Genomic DNA, 20,959 nt, shown 5'->3' with positions numbered 1-20,959 from the left:
GGATCTCCTTTAAACTTGTCGGTAGCGGCGCATTGAAACCAGGTTCAAAATGAGGAATAAAATTGCAAAGCCCACTAAAATGCTTAGCTTGGGTAGGATAGTTAAAAAACCAACGCCCTTTTGAATCACGTTGCTCATGGCACTGGCACCGTAATAAAGTGGCATGATTCGAGCAATCGGTTGAAGCCAATTGGCCATTTGGTCAATCGGGATAATACCCGAAAAGAAAATCTGGGGAATGACAACGACCGGAATAAATTGGACCATTTGAAATTCCGAGGTGGCAAAGCTTGAGATGAAAAGCCCCATTGCCAAGGCAACAAAGGCTAACAGAATATTAATCAGTAAGATATTCCAAATACTCCCCAAAATTTGCATTTTAAACGCAAAGATCGTAAAACCGACAATTAACATGGTTTGGATAAGTGCAAAAATGCCATAACCTGCCAAGTAGCCACTGATAATTTCACAGCGTTTAATTGGTGTCGCCAGCAGCCGGTTAAGGGTTCCGGTTGTCCGTTCGCGTAACAGAGCGATACCTGAAATCAAAAAAACAAAAAAGAAAACCACAAACCCGATCATAATTGGCAGTAAAGTGTCAAAGAAAGTTGAATGACTGCTGCCGTAAAGATAGTGAGTTGTAACCGAATAGTTGGTGGTATCCGATTTTGGCGATGCCTTTAAAAGCGGTTTTTGATTAGATGGCCGACCTGCTGGTGTTGTTTTGACATTTGCTAAAGCTGCCTGTAGTTGGCTGATGACCCGTTGTTGCGCTTTAATTGCCGTTTTTTGTGCTTTGACAGCTGTTCGAGCAGCGGCCATTTTTAATTTAATCTGAGCTTTTTGGAGACTCTGTTTTAAAATCGCACTCTTACTTTGATCACTATTTTGCAGTGTCAGCGTTATTTTATCACTTTTTTGAGAGATCATCCCGGCATAGTCATGCTCCCTGATAATCTTTTTGGCACTGGCCGACGATGAAACAGTATGCAGCTTAACATGATTGTTTTTGATTGCTTTAATTAGCACTGGATCGACACTTCGAACGCCTAAGGTGGCGGTTTGATCCGTATTAGACTGAAACAGAAAATACATGAGTGTCAAAATTAGGAGTGGGGCCAGAAACATGAGTGCCAGCGTTCGTTTATCGCGAAGCATTTCTGTTAATACTCGTTTAATCATTTGTAATGTGCGCATCTTGGTTCCTCCCTGCCTTTAAAAAGACATCTTCAACCGTTTTGACGTGATAATCTTTAATGAGTTGCGCAGGGGTTCCCTGTGCAATAGCAGCGCCTTTTCGAATCATCATTAATTGGTCCGATTGTTCGGCGTCTTCCATGACATGTGTCGTTAATAAGATCGTTTTTCCAGTTTGGGCAATTCGGTGAAGCTCCTGCCAAATTTGTTGGCGAAGTTCAGGGTCAATTCCCACCGTCGGTTCATCAAGAATCAGTAATTCCGGATTTGAAACTAATGCGATTGCCAAGGATAATCGCCGCTTCATCCCACCGGAATAGTCTTTAACAAATTTATCAAGATCGGCGGTTAAGTTAACGATTCCTGCCGCATAAGAAATCCGTTTCTTTAATGGTTTCGCCCGAATTCCCTGCATAACACCAAAAAATTTAAATTTTCACGGGCTGTTAAGGCACTGTATAGCGCATCAGTTTGCGCCATGTAGCCGATTTTTCCCAATAATTGACGATTTGGCATTGGTTGACCAAGAACCGTAACATTTCCCTTTTGTGGTCGCAACATGCCCATGATGGTGCTGACCAAGGTAGTTTTTCCGGCACCGCTGGGACCGATTAAGCCAAGAATTTCACCATTATGGACAGTTAAATTAATATCCTTTAGAACGATGGTTCGGCCATATCCCTGCTGGAGATCCGAAACTTGAATGGTTATTGACATGATTATCACTTTCCTTTTTAGTGAGTAAGCTCTCACTCACTAGTATAATAAAAAATCCAAAAGGTGCAAGCCTAACAGCAGCGTGCGGAGCTAGGCAGGCTTAAACCAGTGAGCGGCGTTAACCTGGAATATGAAACAATCCGGCCCCAATTTAAAAGTGGCTTGCTTTCGCTCAGTAAAACGGTTATGATAAATGCGTAAGCTATTCTAAGGAGTTTTTAATCATGACAAAATCAAGTGAAACTCAATTGAATACTTGTCGTTATTACTTTTGGTTTTTCCAGATCTGATCTGTGATAAGCCAAGAGGTTTTCGTGATGGAAATTAAAGGCCGCACAGATCAAGCAATTGGCTGTGCGGGATAAAACCAATTAAGGTGGGTCCTTTCAGTCAATGATGGCTGGGAGGACCTACTTTTTTAGGAGGAAATTGCAATGAGTAAGTTATCGGACAAAATGAATAAACGGGTGGCAGCGTTAACACCTTCATCAATTTTGACGTTTAATCAACGGGTTTCCAAGATTCCGGATATTGTAAAGTTAACGTTGGGAGAACCTGATTTTAATACGCCGGAACACGTCAAAGAGGCTGCCATTAAGGCAATTAATGGTAATGAGAGTCATTATACCAATTCACGTGGCACACTTGGCTTGCGAAAAGCAGCTACCAATTACTTAAATAAAAAATATGGTGTCCAATATGATCCGGAGTCTCAAATCTTAATTACGGCAGGAGCTACCGGGGCAATCTATTCTGCTTTGACGGCGATGCTGAATCCCGGTGACACCGTTATTATTCCAACACCGATTTTCCCACTCTATATTCCAATTGCCATGCTGGGTGGTGCCAAACCGATTTTCGTTGATACCTCTGACAATGGTTTCATCCTGTCACCGGAAAAGCTTGAGCAGGTGATCGAAGAAAACAAGGATACTGTTAAAGCGGTTATCTTAAATTACCCAACCAACCCAACCGGTGTTACCTATCATCGGGAGGACCTCCAGAAATTGGCGGATGTTATTTCCAAGTATGACATTTTTGTTTTGAGTGATGAAATTTACAGTGAATTAACTTATGATGGCACCCATGTTTCGATGGGGTCGATTTTACCGGAACAGGCCTTGGTCATGAACGGGGTTTCCAAGTCCCACGCTATGACCGGTTGGCGGATCGGCATGATTTGCGGTCCGGCTGATGTGATTAGTGAAATTGGGAAAGTCAGTGAATTTACGATTACGTCGGCGACTACCAACGCTCAGGCAGCGGCTGAAGAAGCTTTTAAGAACGGGATGGACGATGCGGCACCAATGCGAAAAGAATATATGAAACGACGTGATTTACTCATCGATGGCTTGTCAAAGGCTGGCTTCTCATGCCTAATCCAAATGGTGCTTTCTATATTTTTGCCAAAATTCCGGCTGGCTTGAACCAGGACAGTGTGGCGTTTTGCAATCAATTGGCGGATGAAGCAAAGGTTGCTGTTATTCCAGGGGCTTCATTTGGACCAGGCGGTGAAGGCTATGTTCGAATTAGTTATGCGGCTAGCGAAGTGGATTTGAAAGAAGCGGTTTCCCGGATTCAGAAGTTTGCGGCTGAAAGAGTTCATGCTTAACGTTAGTTTTTGGCTTTATGCAAGTGCATGTTAATTTGAAGAAATGAGGCTATAAATCAGATGAAAATTTTAATGTATACTGTTAGACCAGATGAAAAGGGTCCAATCGACGAGTGGCAAAAACAACATCCCGATTATCAAATTGATACCAATACCGTTCCGTTAAATGCTGAAACCGTTGATTTGGCAAAGGGCTATGACGGCGTGATTATCCTACAGCATGCTTCTATTCCGGATCCGGTTGTTTACCAAAAGCTAAAGGAATTCGGCATCAAGCAATTATCGCTTCGAAGCACGGGATATGAAATTATTAATTTAAAAGCGGCTACTGAGAACGGTTTGGCTGTCACCAATGTGCCGGGCTATTCACCGCGGTCGGTTAGCGAATTAGTGCTTGCGGATGTCATGTATCTGTTGCGCCACCTGGGTGAAGTTCGCGAACGTGAAGAACATGGTGATTTCCGGTGGACTAATACGGAAGCTAAAGAAATTCATACGCTAACGGTTGGCATTATTGGTGCCGGTAAAATCGGTAGTGCGGTTGCCAGAATTTTTCGAGCGCTCGGTGCCACGGTGATCGCTGCCGACCCTATTCATCGGCCGGATTTAAATGATACGGTGACATATGTGGACCATGAAACGGTTTATAAAACGGCTGATATCGTAACAATGCACACGCCGCTGACTGATGAAACCCATCATATGATTGATGCCAGGGTCTTTAAAGAAATGAAGCCAACGGCAATTTTCATTAACGCTTCCAGAGGACCAGTCGTTAAAACCGAGGATTTAGTTGACGCGTTGAACAAAAAGGAAATTGCGGCAGCCGCAATTGACACATTTGAGGGCGAAACACCGATTGTTAATCACGATTTAACCGGTAAGTCCTTAAATAATGATAATCTGGAAAAGCTGTTAGCGATGCCTAATGTCAACGTGAGTCCGCATATTGGTTTTTATACGGAAGTTGCCGTTCAAAACATGGTGGAAATTACGTTAAATGATGTTGATACGATTTTAAAGGGCGGTCAATCATTGCATCAGGTGAATTAATCCAAATTGCAGTGGTTAATTGACCTTGAAATGAATGGGAAAATGGTCTGTCGTTAAAGACGGGCCATTTTGGATGACGGGGTTGGATACGAAAACGAAAATGATAAATGGGAGTGGTTGGATGCGGCGAACAGATCGGGAAGTTACGGATATCGAACAGATTAAATCAATTTTGGAAGATGCCGATGTGATTCAGCTTGGCATTCGAACAGCGGATTATCCTTACGTTGTGCCGACTAATTATGGCTATGAGTTTGATGATGATAATAAACTAACGCTGTTTCTTCACGGTGCGCCGGTTGGCCGAAAACGCGAACTAATCGCTAAAGACGGTCGAATCGGGTTTGCGATTGAAACACCCGGCCAACTGCTGTACCCGAAAGATCCGGCTCACCAGACACCAAGTTTTAAATATCGAAGTGTCATGGGAAGTGGATTAGCCGAATTGGTTGATGATTTAAAACAAAAGCGGCACGCTCTCCAGCAGATTGTCCGTCACGAGGCTGGTCATGAATGGGCCGATTTACCAGTCGAAGCAGTTGCCCACGTTGGTATCATTCGAATTAACGTGAATAATTACACAGCTAAAGCGAATCCCGGCGATCAGGAAAAGTATCTTGAAAAGTAATTATCAATTATCGGTTGTCCATTAGGGTAACCGGATTTATGATAATGGTAGCGTTAACAATTAATTTTAATGTCTGGGGGTTCACAACATGTTCTTCATTGATACGTCACGAAACGGTAAGCCGGTTTATGATCCGATTGTTAATCAGTCGCTTGATAATTATTTGGTCAATGATTTGCGCTTACCCGGCCACGGCTTAATAATGTATGTTAACCAGCCGGCAGTTATTATCGGTGTTAATCAGAACGCTTATGCGGAAGTTAATATGCCATACCTGAAACAAAAAGGGATTAAGCTGGTTCGGCGAACATCCGGTGGCGGCGCCGTCTATCACGATTATGGCAACATTATTTTTGAAAATATCGTGATTGATGATGACGCTCATTTCGGTGATTTTAAATATTTTGCGCAACCGATTATTGCGGCACTGCACGATATGGGGGCAGTGGATGCGCAGATGCGTGGCCGAAACGATATGGTTATTGGAAATAGTAAGTTTTCCGGAATGACAATGTTTAAAGTTGGCCAATCATACGCGGCTGGCGGGACGTTGATGTTTGATTTGGATATGGATGTTGCTTCCAAAGTGTTAACACCGGAAGCAGACAAACTGGCTTCAAAGGGCGTTAAATCGGTTCACAGCCGAGTCACCAATGTGAAGCCTTACTTGGATGTCCAGTATCAGCAAATGGATATCGAGGCTTTTAAGCGGGCGCTTTTACTGCGGTTGTTTAAAGTTGATGCTCTTGACCAGATTAAGACTTATCATCTGAATGATCATGATTGGTCGGTTATTGACGATCGGCTGAAGGGAAAATATGATACGGATGAATGGAACTATGGTCAGAATCCGGGCTTTGATTATTATGTTTCCAAGCACTACGACATCGGAACGGTCAGTTTTAATTATTCACTCTCGGCCGATCAACGGATTTCGGATATTAAAATCTATGGCGACTTTATTACCGGTGGGGATATTGGTGTGATTGAACAGGCACTTAGAGGTACGCAATTAACCAGGGAGGCGCTGGTAAAGGCACTTGATTTAGCTGATTTAACTGCTAATTTAGGTGCAATCACCCCCGAAACACTGGCCGATTTATTGTTGGAAAAAACACCCACAAGGACAAATTAACGAGGATACAGATTTAATACCATAAAAATACAAACGGTCAAACTTATGTGATGAGAATTCATTAAGGATGACCGTTTTTTTTGCGCTATTTCCCGGGAATTCAAGTTAAATTGTGTACGAGCTAAATAGTTGAAACGCACCTTGGAAGTCGGTATACTTTAAACAGTTAGGTACCTAAATATTTAAAAATCGATTTAAGTCAATTAAACAGGGGGCGTGAAATGATGCAGCAGCAACAAGCCCAAACTAAAACAGCTCAAAGAAAAGCAGCTAAAATCGAAACCGAAAACCATGTTACAATGACCGGCATGTTTAAATTTGTGTTTGGCACCGTCTTGAAACGGCCGTGGGTATTGGTATTAAATGTTGTCGTATTGACAGTTTTATCACTGATGGATTTTTTACTGCCACAGTTCAACCAATACATTATTGATCACGTAATTCCCAACAAGAGTGTCAGTCAACTGATCATTGTTGTGGGGTTGTTATTGTTAACCGTTACAGTCTCCGGAATTTTTACGTATTTATCGACTTATTGGATGGGAATCATGAGTCAGGGAGCTATCACAAATTTGAGAAATCAACTGTATCGCTACCTGATTCGCTTGGATACCCACTTTTTCGAGTCAAGTAAAACCGGTGATTTAATGGTTCGATTAACGTCGGATATCAATAACCTGCAGAATTTGATTTCGCCAAACATGTTGTCATTAATTGGCAGTTTATTTACCTTTGTGGGCGTCTTGGGATTCATTTATTTTGTTAATTGGCAGATGGCTTTAGCAGTCAGTTTGACTTTTCCGTTTATTTTTTTGGTTGTCCGGATTTTTCGAACGCGAATCAGAAACTCATATCGAAAAGCCCGGCAATCACAGGCACTAATGACTAATCAATTGCAGAATACACTGACTGAAATTCAGTTGATTAAGAGTTATACAACCGAAGATTTGGAAACCGGCCGCTTCGATAAACTAGCCAATATGAACAAAGATAACATTATTGAAGCAACCCGAAACCAGGCAATATTCTCGCCATTAATTAACTTTATTGAATATTTGGGAACGGCGATTGTTTTGTTATTGGGAACTATTTTTGTTTTTAAAAAGCAGTTAACCCTTGGTGAATTGGTTGCCTATCTGAGCTATGTTGGTATCTTACAAAGTCCGATCAGTTCATTTTCCAGGTTACTGAACCAATTTCAGCAATCGTTGGTTTCCTATGGCCGAATTATGGATATTATGGCATTAAAGCCAAAGATTTTGGACGCCCCGGATGCCGTTGATTTCCCCAAAATAAAAACGGGGGTTACTTTTGACCACGTGACGTTTACCTATCAACTGGATGATGCTGAAAATACGCATAAGCCGGCTATTCGCGATGTCAGTTTTGAAATACCATTTGGTAAACAGACCGCATTAGTGGGGCACTCGGGCGCCGGCAAATCGACCATTACCGAATTACTCGATCGCCTGTACGACATTGATAGTGGTCGAATTGCGTTTGACGGGGTTTCAATTAAAGATATCAAGTTACGGTCGTTACGGCAGAACATTGCAATTGTATCGCAGGACATCTTCATTATTGACGGGACAATTGCCGACAATATTAAGTATGGCACACCAAGTGCAACGCAGGACCAGTTATGGGAAGTGGCTAAATTAGCTGATATTGACGCGTTCATCAAGGGATTGCCGGATCAAATGAAAACTCAGGTTGGCGAGCGGGGAATTAAATTATCCGGAGGCCAAAAGCAGCGATTAGCGATTGCCAGGGCACTGTTAAAGGATGCTCAAATTGTGGTGCTTGACGAAGCAACTGCATCACTGGATAATGAATCCGAAAAAACGATTCAGCACGCGCTGGAAAATTTGATGGCCCAACGGACCTCTTTGGTGATTGCCCACCGGTTATCAACGATTCACAACGCTAATCAGATTTTGGTTGTGGATGATGGTAAAATCGTTGAACGGGGAGATCATCAACACCTAATGGCCCAAAACGGTTATTATAAGCAACTGTATGAAGCTCAGTTTGAATAGAAAGAAGCAGCGCTTGAAGCCATGATGACTTTAAGCGCTGTTTTTTGAATTAAAAAGTGTGGTTTGAAGTTAAAATTTCAGGAACGTGATTAACCAACAAGTTTGCGATACCACTATGGCTGTTATAGGCGATCCCTTCAAATTCACGTTTGGGAGTAAATGCGTTCCATTGAAAACTATGATTTGTTAGATGACCATTGCCGTTTAAACCACTTTTCGGGAAGCTGGCAATTGAGTCATCCGAAATCATTAGTAAGCGTTTGCGTTTTGGGTTGTAAGCCATACTTTGAATTCGGGTTCCGGGTAAATGGCGAAGCTTTTGTTTTGTTAGACGAAATTTGACGGATTTGTGATGAATCCGACCTTTGTAGATATAGGCACACCAGCCGGGATACGACCAAAAATAAGCATTGCCGCTTTTATCAAATGTTAGATCGTGACCACCTGGGACACTCATACCGTGACTTTTGAGACGAAAACGGATGGCATGGTCTGGCCGGAGTGTTTTTAAATTAATATGTTGGATGTATCCCCAGTTATTGACAGGAACCCGCGGGGCTTTTTCTTTATCACGCCACATATACATACCGTGATTTTTCCAGTTATAAGCCAGCGACTGTCCGTGCCCTGTTATAAAAAGGGGACCGGCTTTGATCGCTTTATGAATCTGTTTTTGAATATGGGTATAGTGATTTTTCTTTTTAACGTAGGCATCTCGTAATTCAGTTGGGTGCAGACGAACGCCTAAAGCATCAAGTGCTTTTGTGTTAAAACGGACGATTCGCCCCTTGTTGTGGCGTGAAGTTGGGCAATAAACGATATACAGATATTTTTTACCCGTCATCGCGATTGATTGCGGATTACCCCAGTGTTGGCCATTTTTACCCGGAAAAGGCAGTATATATCGAGTAGTAAAATTAACGGCTTTGCCCCTTATGGCGGTGATGGTGTGGCGATGAACAGCAGACATCACGCGTTTGTAATGAGCAGGAACGTGGACATAGTGGACAGCTTTGTTGTTTAAAAAACGCATGTGGCTGCGATGATAAATTAGGGCTGATGAACGCTGATGATAAATTACAAACTTAGCGTTGGCAGTTATTGGGCAAGTTAAAAAGATAGTTGTTAACCCCAAAATGAAGAAAAAGATTCGTGGTGACTTCACATGATATGCCCCCTCAGGCATTGGTTTTAGATAAAAATATCAGACTCCTCTATAATAGTTTATTTATGGAAAAATGCAAATGCATGTGGATACCTTGAAAACTTTCGTGATGTAGTTGTCGCTGATTAAGCACCGTTTTATTTTAAAGAATAGAAAAAAGACCAAACAAAATTGTTCAGTCTTTTCAAAAACTATTAAGCATTAATTGCTTCGGCAAGTGCTTCTTCAATTGCTGCCGGTTTGGTAATTGGGGCGTAACGGTGGATTAGTTGACCATCGCGACCGATTAAAAATTTCGTATAGTTCCACTTGATCTTGCCGTGACCCGCTGCCTTTTTTAAATAAGTAAACAACGGGTCTTCATCTTCGCCATTCACCGCAACCCGTTTCGTCATTGGGAAGGTAACGCCATAGTGAAGTTGACAGTAGTCTGCGGTCTTTTCATCGGTTTCGAGTTCCTGGTGAAATTGATTGGAAGGTAGTCCTAAAACAACCAGCCCCTGGTCTTTGTACTTCTTGTAAAGCGCCTCCAAACCTTCTAATTGCGGTGCCAAGCCACATTTGCTGGCTGTGTTTACAATCAAGAGAACTTTGCCCTGATAGTCTTTTAAATGAAGCGGCTTACCGCCCATTTCGGTTTCAGAAAAGTCATAAATTGATGCCATATTTTTCACGCTCCTTTTTTTGCTTTTGGTTAAATAAATTGTACGCTATTAGTTATTGGCAAACAAGTAAACGTGATCTTCACCCGCTACTCGTTTGACTTTAATGCTTCAACCATATCAACCCGCTTGAGGTGTCGGTGTGCAACCCAAATGACGATGAAGTTGAATAAAATCATTAAAAGCGTTGAAACAACGTACCATTGAATATGGATGGTGAGTGGGAAAACAACCGTTGGCGTTTCGGCTTGATGAAGGACGTAAGCAGTTAGTAGGTTGCCGAAACCAAAGCCAACAATAATCCCGACAATTGCCAAAACGATATTTTCTCTGGCAATGTACATGGTAACTTCACGATCAAAGAAACCGAGAACCTTAATTGTGGAAAGTTCGCGAATCCGTTCTGAAATGTTAATATTGGTCAGATTATACAGAACTACGAATGACAGGATTCCGGATAGCAAAATAAAAATCAAGACAACCGGGTTCATTTGTTTGGACATATTATTGACGGTTTTTCGTTGATCTGCAGTGAAGCTGACACCTAAAACGTGGGAATTATCTGCCAACCACTTTTTGCTCAGGTGGGTTCGTTGTCGGCTATTTGTCCGTTTCAGTTTTACAAAAAGCGTTTTAATCTGAGGAGCTTTATGAAAAGCGTGTTGGTAAGCTTGTGGTGAAAGATACATAAAATGACCAATATAGTTTTTCGTGACGGCTGTTACGGTGAGAGATGTCGTTTTCCCATTCGAAGTGGGGATCTTAATAGTATCACCCTTTTTAACGTGTAATGTCTGGGCAATCTTTTGAGAAATAATGATGCCCCTGCTTTGGAAGCGGATTTTGTTACCAGTGGTCGTATCGATCAGCTGAACATAATGGTTAAAAGATTTTGGCACTGATGGAACGGATAAGTTCACGTCGTTTAACTGGTGTTGGCCGCTCTTAACTTTGACGACCGACGTTCCCACCGGCGTACTGTTTTGGTAACTGGAATCCCGCTGGATGGTTTTTCTGACATTCGCCAGGTGGCTTTTCTTAGTTGCCTGAACGACAGCCTGGTAATGGAGAACCTGATTGAATTGAAGCTGACCAGATGCACCAATTGAATCAGCAATCCCAAAACCGGTCAAGAGAAGGGCTGTTCCACCGGCGATACCCAGAATGGTCATCAAGGCTCTGGATTTAAAGCGGAACAAATTGCGATAGCTGACTTTCTGATAGAATTTTAATTTTGACCATAGCCAGGTTAGGTGCTCCAGCCAAATACTTTTGGCGGATTTTGGCGATTTGGGCCGCATTAAGGCGGCGGGGACTTCTTTAACCTGTTTTAAGATGACATATAGCGCCGCGCCCACTGTAGCGATAAACGAGAAGCCGGCTGCTAAAATAATTTGGGCCCATTGATAATGAATTACTGGGACGTGAAAAATATATTCTGAATAAATCGAAATCACAAACCTGGGCAAAAATTGGTTTCCGATAAAACTGCCAAGGATGACGCCCAATAATCCCGCTAGGAATGCGTAGGCAACGTAATTTTTAGCAATTGCCGTATTCGAAAAACCAAGTGCTTTAAAGGTCCCGATTTGCATTCGGGATTCTTCAACCATTCGGGTAACGGTTGTAAAAGTGATCAAAGCTGCCAGAAGGAAGAAGAATACCGGAAAGACGTTAGCAATTGCGGCAATGCGATCAGCACTTTCACCATAAGCGGAAAAGCCGGCCAGATCTTCTCTGGTTGACCAAGTGTACGTTGGCGCCGCGGTTGCAGTTAGCTTTGCTTTGGCAGTTGTCAATTTTTGCTTTGTCAAACGAAGCTTCTTTTGCTGGGCTACTAAAGATGGCGTTGTTGTCATCTTTCCTTGCGAGCGGGTTTGCAATGATTTTTTGGCTGTCTCAAGCTTCTTTTGCGCAGTCGTTAAACGTTGCTCGGCTGGTCGCAGCTTTGCCATCCCGGCTGTTATAATTTCGGCCTTTCGTTCGGCTGTTCTGGACGCTAAGCTGGTTTTTAATTTAGTGATTTTACGACTGACAGCTTGTTTGTAAGCTGAAGAAAAGGTTCCCAATTTTTGTAAGGCTGGGAAGTTGATATTAATCATTGTGAAAACCGGTAAATTTAACTGATTAGCCTCAATATAAGCGAAGTAAGCAACTTGCCCCGTACCGATATTGGTGGCACCGCGGGTGGTGTTATCAATATATTGGGGTGAATTCGCGAAACCGACAACCTGGTAAGTACGGTGTTTTAGATTGGCGTTCTTACTAAACGTATAAGTATCTCCGAGTCGATAGTGCTCAATCGACGGGCGCGTTGATCCAAGACGATTTGGTTATGATTACGCGGCAGGTGGCCGCTTACCAGTTTGAGCTGATTTAACCCGGTGTTGTGGGTAAAACCGTAAAGGGCGACGGCATCTTTGCTCTGGACACCGAGTACATATTTAAATTTGATTCCTTCCGCCTTTGCGCCGGCAACTTTTTTAGCAGCTTGAATATCCTGATTTGTAAAGCCCTTAGTCGAAGTTATCTGAACGTCGGTCAAGTGCTGTTTATTTAAAACCGATTGAGCTGAATCAATCAGGGCCGGACCCGTCGCCTTGACGCCGACAAAAATTAAAACTCCCAGCAAAATAATCAATGAAATGGCGATAAAGCGTCCAAGTGATTGGCGAATATCCCGCCATAATAATTTTCCCATGTTTTCACCCCGCTACCAAGAAATCTCAGCGACCGGTGTTGGCTTAACTTGGTCAACAACTGACCGGACTTTAGCATCGTTAATGTGAATGATGCGATCCGCCATTTTGGCAATTTCCGAATTATGGGTAATGATAATAACGGTTTTATGAAAAGTTCTGCTGGCCTGACTTAAAAGTTGCAGCACCTGTTTTCCGGTTGTATAGTCCAAGGCGCCAGTCGGTTCATCACACAAAAGCAACTTTGGATTTTTGGCCAATGCTCTGGCGATAGCTACGCGTTGCTGCTCGCCTCCTGATAATTGAGAAGGAAAATTATCTAACCGATTACCAAGGCCAACTTCTTTAAGTACCTGACCGGATCCAAGCCATCTTGAATAATTGAAGTTGCCAATTCAACGTTTTCTCTTGTCGAAAGATTCGGAATCAGATTGTAGAATTGAAAAATAAAACCGACATCATTTCGGCGGTACTGGGTTAATTGCCGTTCGTTAAATTGGGCAATGTCTGTGCCGTCAATCAGAATTTTACCGCTGGTTGGGCTGTCCATACCACCTAGAATATTTAAAACAGTTGATTTGCCGGCACCACTTGGTCCTAAAATGACAGTTAGGCTGCCACTTTCAATTTGAAAGCTGATGTTATCGTTTGCGATGATTTCAGTATCACCCATTCGATACTTTTTGGATTCATTTTGCACATCGATGTAAGCCATTTTAATGTCCCCCTCTAAATGTAATTGTCCTAATATTCAGTATGGAAGACTTTAAGATAATTCGCAATTATTAATCGGTGAAGTTAAGATCGTTGATTAGATAATATTTTATTTTATTATGCCAGATTACCTATTAAGGACTAAAATTAATTTGGTATTTGTTAGAAAAAATATCGGTCGTAATCATTAATTAATGGAGGGGACTAATTGTGAAAACGAGACATTTCTTAGGGGGAGTTGCAGCTGGATTGGGTCTGGCTGTCCTTAGTATGGGAAGCGCCTTTGCGGCAACCTATATTCAAAAGAGTAACGCTTTGGTTCAGTATTCAAGCAGTAGTTTGCGGACTATTAATAATCGGAACGTGCAATTTGTAAAAGCAGGTTCCAATTATAATTGGTCAAATAATCCTAACGGTACTGACACGATTAAGAGTATTCACGGCACGAGATGGGTATTTCAAACTAAATACTTATTACCGACGACTCACGCAGCCTTGGGTAAGTCGAACCATGATATGACAAATCCGCAAGCAGCGACTTTTGCCGGCAAATATCTATTCGTCCTTTACGCACCACACAGGACTGTTGGAAAGGGGTTTGTTGTTCGTTATAATACCAGTCAACTGAATAAAATGAGTTTTAAAACAATTCAAAATGCGTTAACTGACAAAACTATCCCCGGTATTAAAGTCGGGCCGCAATTTACCATTGGGCATGGACAGTCATTGGCTTATGACCGCAAGCATCATTCCCTGTGGATGTGGCGCGACAGGGCGGATATGAAACCAACGGCAACATCAACAATTCAAAGAATCAGTTCAGCAAAATTAAAGCCCGACAAAGCAATTAGATTTTCAATGAATAATCGCGGTGCAATGGTTCCGGCAGGTCATAATTTAACTTTTGACAGATCGGGACATGCGTACTGGTGGGGCATTTCCGGGAATAAAGTAAAAATTTACCGTGGCATATTCGGCAAAAGATCGGTTAAGGTCTCCCTTACCAAACAGCTATTGGCAAAGCGAACGGGGACTCATGAGCAGGCAATGGGATATAACCCGCATAATGGCCGGTTATATCTGGTATCCGATGACTCAATTCAAACGTTACCAGCTCGTAAGACGTATGGGCATGGAAGCTTAAAACCAAGTGACATTAAATACACTCGATTTCATTCCGGTCGGGAGTTTGAAAGTATGACCTTTGACGCAACCGGTCATGCCATGCTCTTAACAAATCGTAATCCGGAATTGATGAGATCAACTAGTCGCTATTAAACATCAGATTTTTTAAATAACGTCAGTGGACTATAATTAATGCAACTTAACAAAGTAGGGGTGAAGTTGCAGTGAAACTTTCGCAACATATAACTTGGTTGACAACTTTTTATCGGGAAAGGCATTCGTATCAATATTCGCCGTTTATTCGGGTTAATTTCTTGACCGAAGAAGTGGGTGAGTTGTCACGGGCAGTTCGAGCTATTGAAATTGGTCGCGATCATCCTGGTGAAAAGGTGAAAGACCAACAGGAATTACAAGCTAATTTGGTGGAAGAACTGGCTGATACAATGGACCAGGTGCTGATTCTATGTAGCAAATTTAATGTTGATCCTGATCAGTTAATGACTGCCAGTGAGAGGAAACTGAAGAAGAGATTTGAAAAATAAATGCAGGATCACGAATGACTTGATAGGTATTACTTGTCTTCGTGATCCCGTATTTTATTTTTTTACTTAATTTTCTTAATAAGCGGCAATTTTTTAAGGGGATAATTTAACTTCTTATGACTCATATTGAACCGGTCATTAAAGAATCACATTCAAAGCGAGTTGACCATGGTACGATGCACATAATCAAACGAGGAGGCGTTTATCATGATTATTCAAACAAATGGACTCACAAAAGTCTACCAATCTAAAGTAGCGGTTGATCACATTAACTTGAAGGTTAAGACAGGTAGCTTAACGGCTTTATTGGGGCCAAATGGAGCCGGTAAAACAACGATAATGGCGATGCTGGCTGGACTTTTGGCACCAACAGCGGGAACTATTCAATTTAAACCAGGGGCCAAAGTTAGCATGGTTTTTCAACAAAGTATTTTGGATAATGATTTAACAGTTAAAGAAAATTTGGAAATCCGCAGTCATTTTTATAAAAATGTTGCTCCTGGTCGAATTAATGATTTGATTGGGAAAGTTGGCTTGACTGGATTTATGAATCAAAAATATCGACAACTTTCCGGTGGTCAGCGAAGGCGCGTAGATATTGCAAGAGCCCTGATTAATCAACCAGATGTCCTTTTCTTGGACGAGCCGACAACTGGATTGGATATTCAAACCAGATCGGCAATTTGGACGTTGCTTCATGAATTGCGAGAACATGAACACCTGACAATTATTTTAACGACGCATTATCTTAATGAAGCTGATCACGCTGATGAGGTCTATATTATTGACCATGGCAACATTATTGCGGACGGATCGGCAGATAGTATCAAAGCTGAATATGCTCATAGTCGCTTAACGATTTTGACAACTCGGGTGGCAGAACTATTGCGTTTAATTCCTAAAAAAGTGATTCAAACAGTTTCGGTTCATAAAATTGTTTGCTTGCCATCGAGTACCGATGAAGCATTAAGAATACTGACAAGTTCACGTTGTTACATTGAATCATTTAATTACCAAAGTGGCACAATGGATGATGCGTTTCTTAAGTTAACCGGAAGGGAGATGCGTTAAAAATGGCTGCATTGGTGAAAAGAAATTTATTACTATATTTTCGCAATCGTTCAGGCGTCTTTTTCTCACTTTTAGGAGCCATGATTTCGTTTGTTTTGTATATTATCTTTTTGAAAAAATCAATGTTAAGTAACTGGCAACAAGTTGCTGATTCTCAGCAACTGTTGGATCTTTGGCTAATTGGCGGGACACTATCGGTGACGGCGATCACAACTACTTTTACGTCTTTGGGACAGTTAGTAAAGGATAAAGAGCGCGGCGTTATTCAGGACTTTTACCTAACGGCGCTTTCCCATTTTAAGATAAAGATTAGTTATATGCTGAGTGCGGCATTAATCGGTTTTTTAATGCAGTTGATGATGTTGATTTTGATGATGGGATATTTTGCGATTGTTGATAAATTGGTTATTCAATGGCGGATAATCCCCCTCTTTTGTGTTGTTTCTCTGTTAAGTGCCGTACTGGCCGTTGTGATTAATATGTTATTTGTTCAATTTATTAATCGAGTTGATTCACTTGGCTCTTTAGGAACGGTTATCGGGACAGCTTCGGGATTCTTGGTTGGCACCTATGTCCCAATTGGCAGTTTGCCTCATTTCGCGCAGTTGCTCGTTAAATTAACACCAGGCGCATATATTGCCGCAATTTACCGTCAAATGTTTATGACAGATAAACTTCGTAATATCTTTGGAAATCAACGATCGTACTTTGAAAGCTTTTTGGGTGTTAAATTAAAATGGGTAGGTTTACTATCCGGTTTTCAAACAATTCAATTGGTTATAATAATCTTGATTATCGGTATTTTGATGCTATTTTTAATTAATTCGAGTGAAGAAAAAAGCGCCAAAACAAGTTATCTAAAATGATAAAATAGATTTATATTGAAACAGCTTATCCGTTACTAATCGAAAAGGTTCATGGCCAGTATTCGGATTTGTTGGTCAACTGATTTGATAGTACTTAGTGGTTAATCGCTGTAGTATCGAAACGTAACTCTGTAGGTAGTTGAAGATTTTTGGAAGGTAAGGATATGGACATTCATTTTCATCTGGACAAAGAATTGAAGGCTGGTGAAGTTGATATAACGGTTACCGCAAATCAAAAATCTGCCGAAGTGGCTAAAATTATTGATTATTTGCAAAACTATCAGGCTGAGATTCCCAATGTCATACCGATTAAAACGGCTGACAAAGTACTTTTGGTCAAAACGCAGGATATTATTTTGGTTGATATTTCAGGAACCCAGTTATTTGTTTATACGCCCCAACGCGTTATTTCTACGACAGGAAGACTCTATGCCTTTTACGCGCGGCTTAAAAATATGAACTTTATTCAGGTTTCAAAACACGCTATTTTGAATGTCGATCACTTAATATCTTTGGAAGATAGCTTTGCCGGTGGCATGACGGCTATCTTAACTGGTAAATTAAAAACCAGTGTAAGTCGTAAGTACTTAAGCGATTTAGAACAAAAATTGGGTTTATGAGGGTAGAAAAAATGATAAAATTAATGAAAAAAATTTTAAATCCTTTTATTTTCGGGGTGACAATTGGCTCAACTATTTATCTTTTAGTGATAGCTGCCGGTTATCAACCGACGCCGCCAACACCTAAAAATATTTTGAGTATTATGTTGATGAGTGGATTGATTGGGTTGCTCAGCTGGATTTTTGAGACTGATTCGTTACCATATTTTATTGCCCTAGTGGTTCATTGCCTGAGCACCTTTGGATTAGTGACAATCATGATGGCGTATAATGGTTGGCTGTTTTCTGCATGGGATCGGCCACAATTTTGGATCAATTATTTGTTGGGATATGCGGTCATTTACGGCTTAGCTTGGGGGATCATTGAGTTAATATTGATAACTCGGGTAAGACGAATTAATGAAGTAATAAAAAAACGAAATCAAGAAGAACGATGAGCCAATATTTTAGATTTACTTGATGATTATAAAGATAGAATTATTTTTACAAGACCCGTAGTAGTGATTATTAATTTTCCTTAGTTGTTTTAAGAAGGAAATTAATAATCGCTTTTTTGTTGTGTGGGATAGCGTTAAATTTGTTAAAGTAAACCACCCCATGTATAACTATTTACTATAATAAATAAGCTGATTCGATTCAAAAAATAGTGGTTGGAGTTGGCCGCTTGATATTAGTCAAATTACACAAGCATTAACGGGAAGATTATTTTTGACACGGTGTCACTGATCTGCTATACTTGCTGTAATCAGTAAATGACACCGTGTCACTTTTGGAGGAAAAAGCAATGGTATCAACAACCTTTTTAAATTTAAACGATGAGAAACAGGCTAGAATTAGAAAAGCTTTGATAGATGAATTTTCAAGTAGGCCATTGGCAGAGGCGGAAGTCGCACCAATTGTTAAGCAGGCCGGTATTGCCCGGGGCGCTTTTTATAAATATTTTGATGATTTAAAAGATGCTTATCGATACATCTATGGTGTCGCTATGAAAGACATTCATATTCGAATCAATCAAGCAGTTGCCAAGGGAGAATTTGAACCAGACTTTTACGTTAAGCAGGTAACGGCGTTTGTGGACGGGGTGTCTCAAAGCAGTTATCGGGATTTGGTTAAGATGCACCTTAAAAGAAACGAGTCACTGATTGACGAAGATTTTGATGATGTCAATTTGAGTGGTCGCCAATGGGCAGCGATGGTTTTAAGCCATCAAGTGATTAAACAAATTTTATTGAATCCAAAGGAAAGGGATGTGCTGATCAAGCGTCTGCGGGATGTTTTGATGCAATTGGCACGTAAAGGGGATTAACGATGTATTTAGCTTTAAAAGAAATTCGACATGAAAAATTACGGTATACATTAATTGTGGCAATGATTGTCCTGATTACCTATTTAATTTTTATTTTATCAGGATTGGCAACCGGATTGGCTGGTGAAAATACACAGGCAATCGAATCTTGGAACGCTAAAAGCGTGGTTTTGAATCGGGATGCCAACGTTAATTTGTCCCAATCAACAATTACCAACAAACAGGTTGATGATGCCAATCTGACGAAGAATCAGGCACTGATTGGGCAATCACCAATCGTCGTCAAACACAGCGATCGCAAGAAAGAATCAGCGCAGTTTGTCGGGCTGAGGAAGGGCGAATACATTGCTAAAAGCCTAACACCGACAAGCGGCCGCCAAGCCCGAAACAGCCATGAAGTGGTTGCCGATCAGCAATTCAAGCAAGACGGTTACAAACTCGGTGATAAGATTAAATTTAATTCTTCGTCGACCAAATATACGATTGTCGGGTTTGTTGAAGACGCCAAGCTGAATGTCGCACCGGTTGTTTATGGTTCACTCAGTATTTGGCAAAACCTGCGAAATGTTCCCGGCAGCCAATTAGCCGGCAGTGCGATTATTTCCAAAACCGCTAACTTTAAAACCCATAATAAAGAACTAAAAACTTATTCAAATGACTATTTTGTTTCGAAATTGCCGGGATATGCCGCTCAGAATACGACGTTTGGCTTTATGATCGGCTTTCTAATGATTATTTCGCTGGTTATTATCGCCGTATTCCTGTATATCTTAACGATCCAGGCTCTGCCAACGTATGCGGTACTGCGGGCGCAGGGAATTCCGGCGGCTGTCTTGGTTAAAACCATTATCAGCCAGTCGTTGATTTTGATGACCGGGGGAATTATTATCGGCGCCGGGCTGACATTCATTACTGCCAATATGATTCCATTCGGTGTGCCGATCTCGTTTAATGTCTCAATGTTGGCAATGATGGCGGTAGGCTTACTATTAATGGGCGTTATTGGTGCAGCTATTCCGGCCAGAAAAATTGCGACGGTTGATCCTGTCCGGGTAATTGGATAATAGGGGGTAATGTAATGGCAGTAATTGAACTAAAAAATATAAATAAATACTTTGGTACCGGCACCAGCCGAGTTCACGTTTTAAGTGATATTAATTTTTCGGCTGATAAAGGTGAGTTGATTTTAGTGGTTGGACCATCGGGTTCTGGGAAAAGTACCTTCTTAACAATTGCCGGCGGGCTTCAAACCCCTTCTTCCGGAGAAGTCATAGTGGAAAATCAATCCGTTGAACAGTTGAGTAAAAAGCGCCGTGATAAGCTGAGATTGAATCACGTCGGCTTCGTTCTCCAATCCTATTCACTGGTTCCATATTTGAAGGTAAAAGAGCAGCTTGAATTTGTTGGTAAAGTTAAGCCAAAGGGAAATTTAAGTAAGACTGAATTACAGAGCTTATTATCTCAGCTGGGCATTGAAGACCTGGTTAATAAATATCCCGGCGAATTGTCGGGAGGGCAAACACAGCGGGTAGCGATTGCCCGAGCATTATATGCCAACCCGGAAATTGTCTTGGCTGATGAACCAACCGCGGCATTGGATTCGGCTCGGGTGGAAGAAGTTGGCAAATTATTTAAGGAGTTGGCCGATACCCGGAAAAAAGCCGTTGTGATCGTTACCCATGATACCCGGTTAATGGCGTTTGCCGATAAAACTTATGAAATTATGGATGGTAAGTTACGATTAAAACAGCCATCACAAACAACCGAATAACGATTAAAGAGTGGCAGGAGGTTGCCTTTTGGCACCC

At 41.4% G+C, this 20,959-nt stretch carries 16 protein-coding genes and 4 pseudogenes; 14 read left to right on the top strand and 6 right to left on the bottom strand.

Features of this window, described 5'->3' with window-relative positions:
* Positions 1 to 9 precede the first annotated feature (9 nt).
* Together JCM14108_RS03175 and JCM14108_RS03170 are read right to left on the bottom strand one after the other, a co-directional pair.
* Complete coding sequence (locus JCM14108_RS03175) at positions 10 to 1,197, bottom strand: ABC transporter permease (protein ID WP_035178374.1); 1,188 nt, start codon at positions 1,195 to 1,197, stop codon at positions 10 to 12.
* A pseudogene (locus JCM14108_RS03170) lies at positions 1,175 to 1,914 on the bottom strand (ABC transporter ATP-binding protein). The gene JCM14108_RS03175 and the pseudogene JCM14108_RS03170 overlap by 23 nt, the downstream one beginning before the upstream one ends.
* A gap of 434 nt (positions 1,915 to 2,348) precedes the next feature.
* Here JCM14108_RS03170 and JCM14108_RS03165 point away from each other — a divergent pair.
* From JCM14108_RS03165 to JCM14108_RS03145, 5 genes and pseudogenes are all read left to right on the top strand, one after another.
* Positions 2,349 to 3,526: pseudogene (locus JCM14108_RS03165) on the top strand (aminotransferase class I/II-fold pyridoxal phosphate-dependent enzyme).
* Between the two features lie 60 nt (positions 3,527 to 3,586).
* Positions 3,587 to 4,579 (top strand): D-2-hydroxyacid dehydrogenase, encoded by a 993-nt coding sequence (locus JCM14108_RS03160; protein ID WP_035178372.1) that lies wholly within the window; start codon positions 3,587 to 3,589, stop codon positions 4,577 to 4,579.
* 121 nt (positions 4,580 to 4,700) lie between these two features.
* The gene (locus tag JCM14108_RS03155) at positions 4,701 to 5,207 is read left to right on the top strand and encodes a pyridoxamine 5'-phosphate oxidase family protein (RefSeq protein WP_035178371.1); all 507 of its coding nucleotides are present in this window, start codon (positions 4,701 to 4,703) and stop codon (positions 5,205 to 5,207) included.
* A gap of 88 nt (positions 5,208 to 5,295) precedes the next feature.
* Positions 5,296 to 6,342, top strand: a complete 1,047-nt coding sequence (gene lplA, locus JCM14108_RS03150) for a lipoate--protein ligase (RefSeq protein ID WP_035178370.1) — start codon at positions 5,296 to 5,298, stop codon at positions 6,340 to 6,342.
* 224 nt (positions 6,343 to 6,566) lie between these two features.
* Positions 6,567 to 8,381 carry an ABC transporter ATP-binding protein gene (locus JCM14108_RS03145; protein ID WP_235807135.1) on the top strand — a complete coding sequence of 605 codons (1,815 nt, stop codon included), beginning with the start codon at positions 6,567 to 6,569 and terminating at the stop codon, positions 8,379 to 8,381.
* 49 nt (positions 8,382 to 8,430) lie between these two features.
* Here the strand turns inward: JCM14108_RS03145 and JCM14108_RS03140 are convergent, their stop codons facing one another.
* The 4 genes and pseudogenes from JCM14108_RS03140 to JCM14108_RS03125 form a co-directional block, all read right to left on the bottom strand.
* On the bottom strand, positions 8,431 to 9,567 hold the full coding sequence (locus JCM14108_RS03140; RefSeq protein ID WP_420805522.1) for a hypothetical protein: 1,137 nt from the start codon (positions 9,565 to 9,567) through the stop codon (positions 8,431 to 8,433).
* 173 nt (positions 9,568 to 9,740) lie between these two features.
* Positions 9,741 to 10,211: a glutathione peroxidase gene (locus JCM14108_RS03135; protein ID WP_035178367.1), complete on the bottom strand. Its 471-nt coding sequence runs from the start codon at positions 10,209 to 10,211 to the stop codon at positions 9,741 to 9,743.
* Positions 10,212 to 10,297: 86 nt separating this feature from the next.
* Positions 10,298 to 12,909, bottom strand: a pseudogene (locus JCM14108_RS03130) (ABC transporter permease).
* 12 nt (positions 12,910 to 12,921) lie between these two features.
* Positions 12,922 to 13,622: pseudogene (locus JCM14108_RS03125) on the bottom strand (ABC transporter ATP-binding protein).
* Between the two features lie 269 nt (positions 13,623 to 13,891).
* On the opposite strand from JCM14108_RS03125, the gene JCM14108_RS03120 reads away from it, so the two are divergent.
* The 9 genes from JCM14108_RS03120 to JCM14108_RS03080 all read left to right on the top strand — a co-directional run bounded on the left by JCM14108_RS03120 (position 13,892) and on the right by JCM14108_RS03080 (position 20,922).
* Positions 13,892 to 14,899 (top strand): hypothetical protein, encoded by a 1,008-nt coding sequence (locus JCM14108_RS03120; RefSeq protein ID WP_152536899.1) that lies wholly within the window; start codon positions 13,892 to 13,894, stop codon positions 14,897 to 14,899.
* Between the two features lie 71 nt (positions 14,900 to 14,970).
* Positions 14,971 to 15,288 (top strand): MazG nucleotide pyrophosphohydrolase domain-containing protein, encoded by a 318-nt coding sequence (locus tag JCM14108_RS03115; protein ID WP_035178365.1) that lies wholly within the window; start codon positions 14,971 to 14,973, stop codon positions 15,286 to 15,288.
* A gap of 207 nt (positions 15,289 to 15,495) precedes the next feature.
* Positions 15,496 to 16,359, top strand: coding sequence for an ABC transporter ATP-binding protein (locus JCM14108_RS03110; protein ID WP_035178363.1), 864 nt, complete (start codon positions 15,496 to 15,498; stop codon positions 16,357 to 16,359).
* A gap of 2 nt (positions 16,360 to 16,361) precedes the next feature.
* Positions 16,362 to 17,225, top strand: coding sequence for an ABC transporter permease (locus JCM14108_RS03105; RefSeq protein ID WP_035178361.1), 864 nt, complete (start codon positions 16,362 to 16,364; stop codon positions 17,223 to 17,225).
* A gap of 164 nt (positions 17,226 to 17,389) precedes the next feature.
* Positions 17,390 to 17,845 (top strand): LytTR family DNA-binding domain-containing protein, encoded by a 456-nt coding sequence (locus JCM14108_RS03100; protein WP_035178359.1) that lies wholly within the window; start codon positions 17,390 to 17,392, stop codon positions 17,843 to 17,845.
* Positions 17,842 to 18,282 (top strand): DUF3021 domain-containing protein, encoded by a 441-nt coding sequence (locus tag JCM14108_RS03095; RefSeq protein WP_081759838.1) that lies wholly within the window; start codon positions 17,842 to 17,844, stop codon positions 18,280 to 18,282. Before JCM14108_RS03100 ends, JCM14108_RS03095 begins: the two co-directional genes overlap by 4 nt.
* A 347-nt stretch (positions 18,283 to 18,629) precedes the next feature.
* Positions 18,630 to 19,151: a TetR/AcrR family transcriptional regulator gene (locus JCM14108_RS03090; protein ID WP_035178358.1), complete on the top strand. Its 522-nt coding sequence runs from the start codon at positions 18,630 to 18,632 to the stop codon at positions 19,149 to 19,151.
* A gap of 2 nt (positions 19,152 to 19,153) precedes the next feature.
* Positions 19,154 to 20,215 carry an ABC transporter permease gene (locus tag JCM14108_RS03085; protein WP_035178357.1) on the top strand — a complete coding sequence of 354 codons (1,062 nt, stop codon included), beginning with the start codon at positions 19,154 to 19,156 and terminating at the stop codon, positions 20,213 to 20,215.
* Positions 20,216 to 20,229: 14 nt separating this feature from the next.
* On the top strand, positions 20,230 to 20,922 hold the full coding sequence (locus JCM14108_RS03080; RefSeq protein ID WP_035178356.1) for an ABC transporter ATP-binding protein: 693 nt from the start codon (positions 20,230 to 20,232) through the stop codon (positions 20,920 to 20,922).
* Positions 20,923 to 20,959: the final 37 nt, after the last annotated feature.

This window comes from Lentilactobacillus farraginis DSM 18382 = JCM 14108 (assembly GCF_000583655.1).
Taxonomy (GTDB): Bacteria; Bacillota; Bacilli; order Lactobacillales; family Lactobacillaceae; genus Lentilactobacillus; species Lentilactobacillus farraginis.
This window is presented reverse-complemented; position numbering and strand designations above follow the sequence as displayed.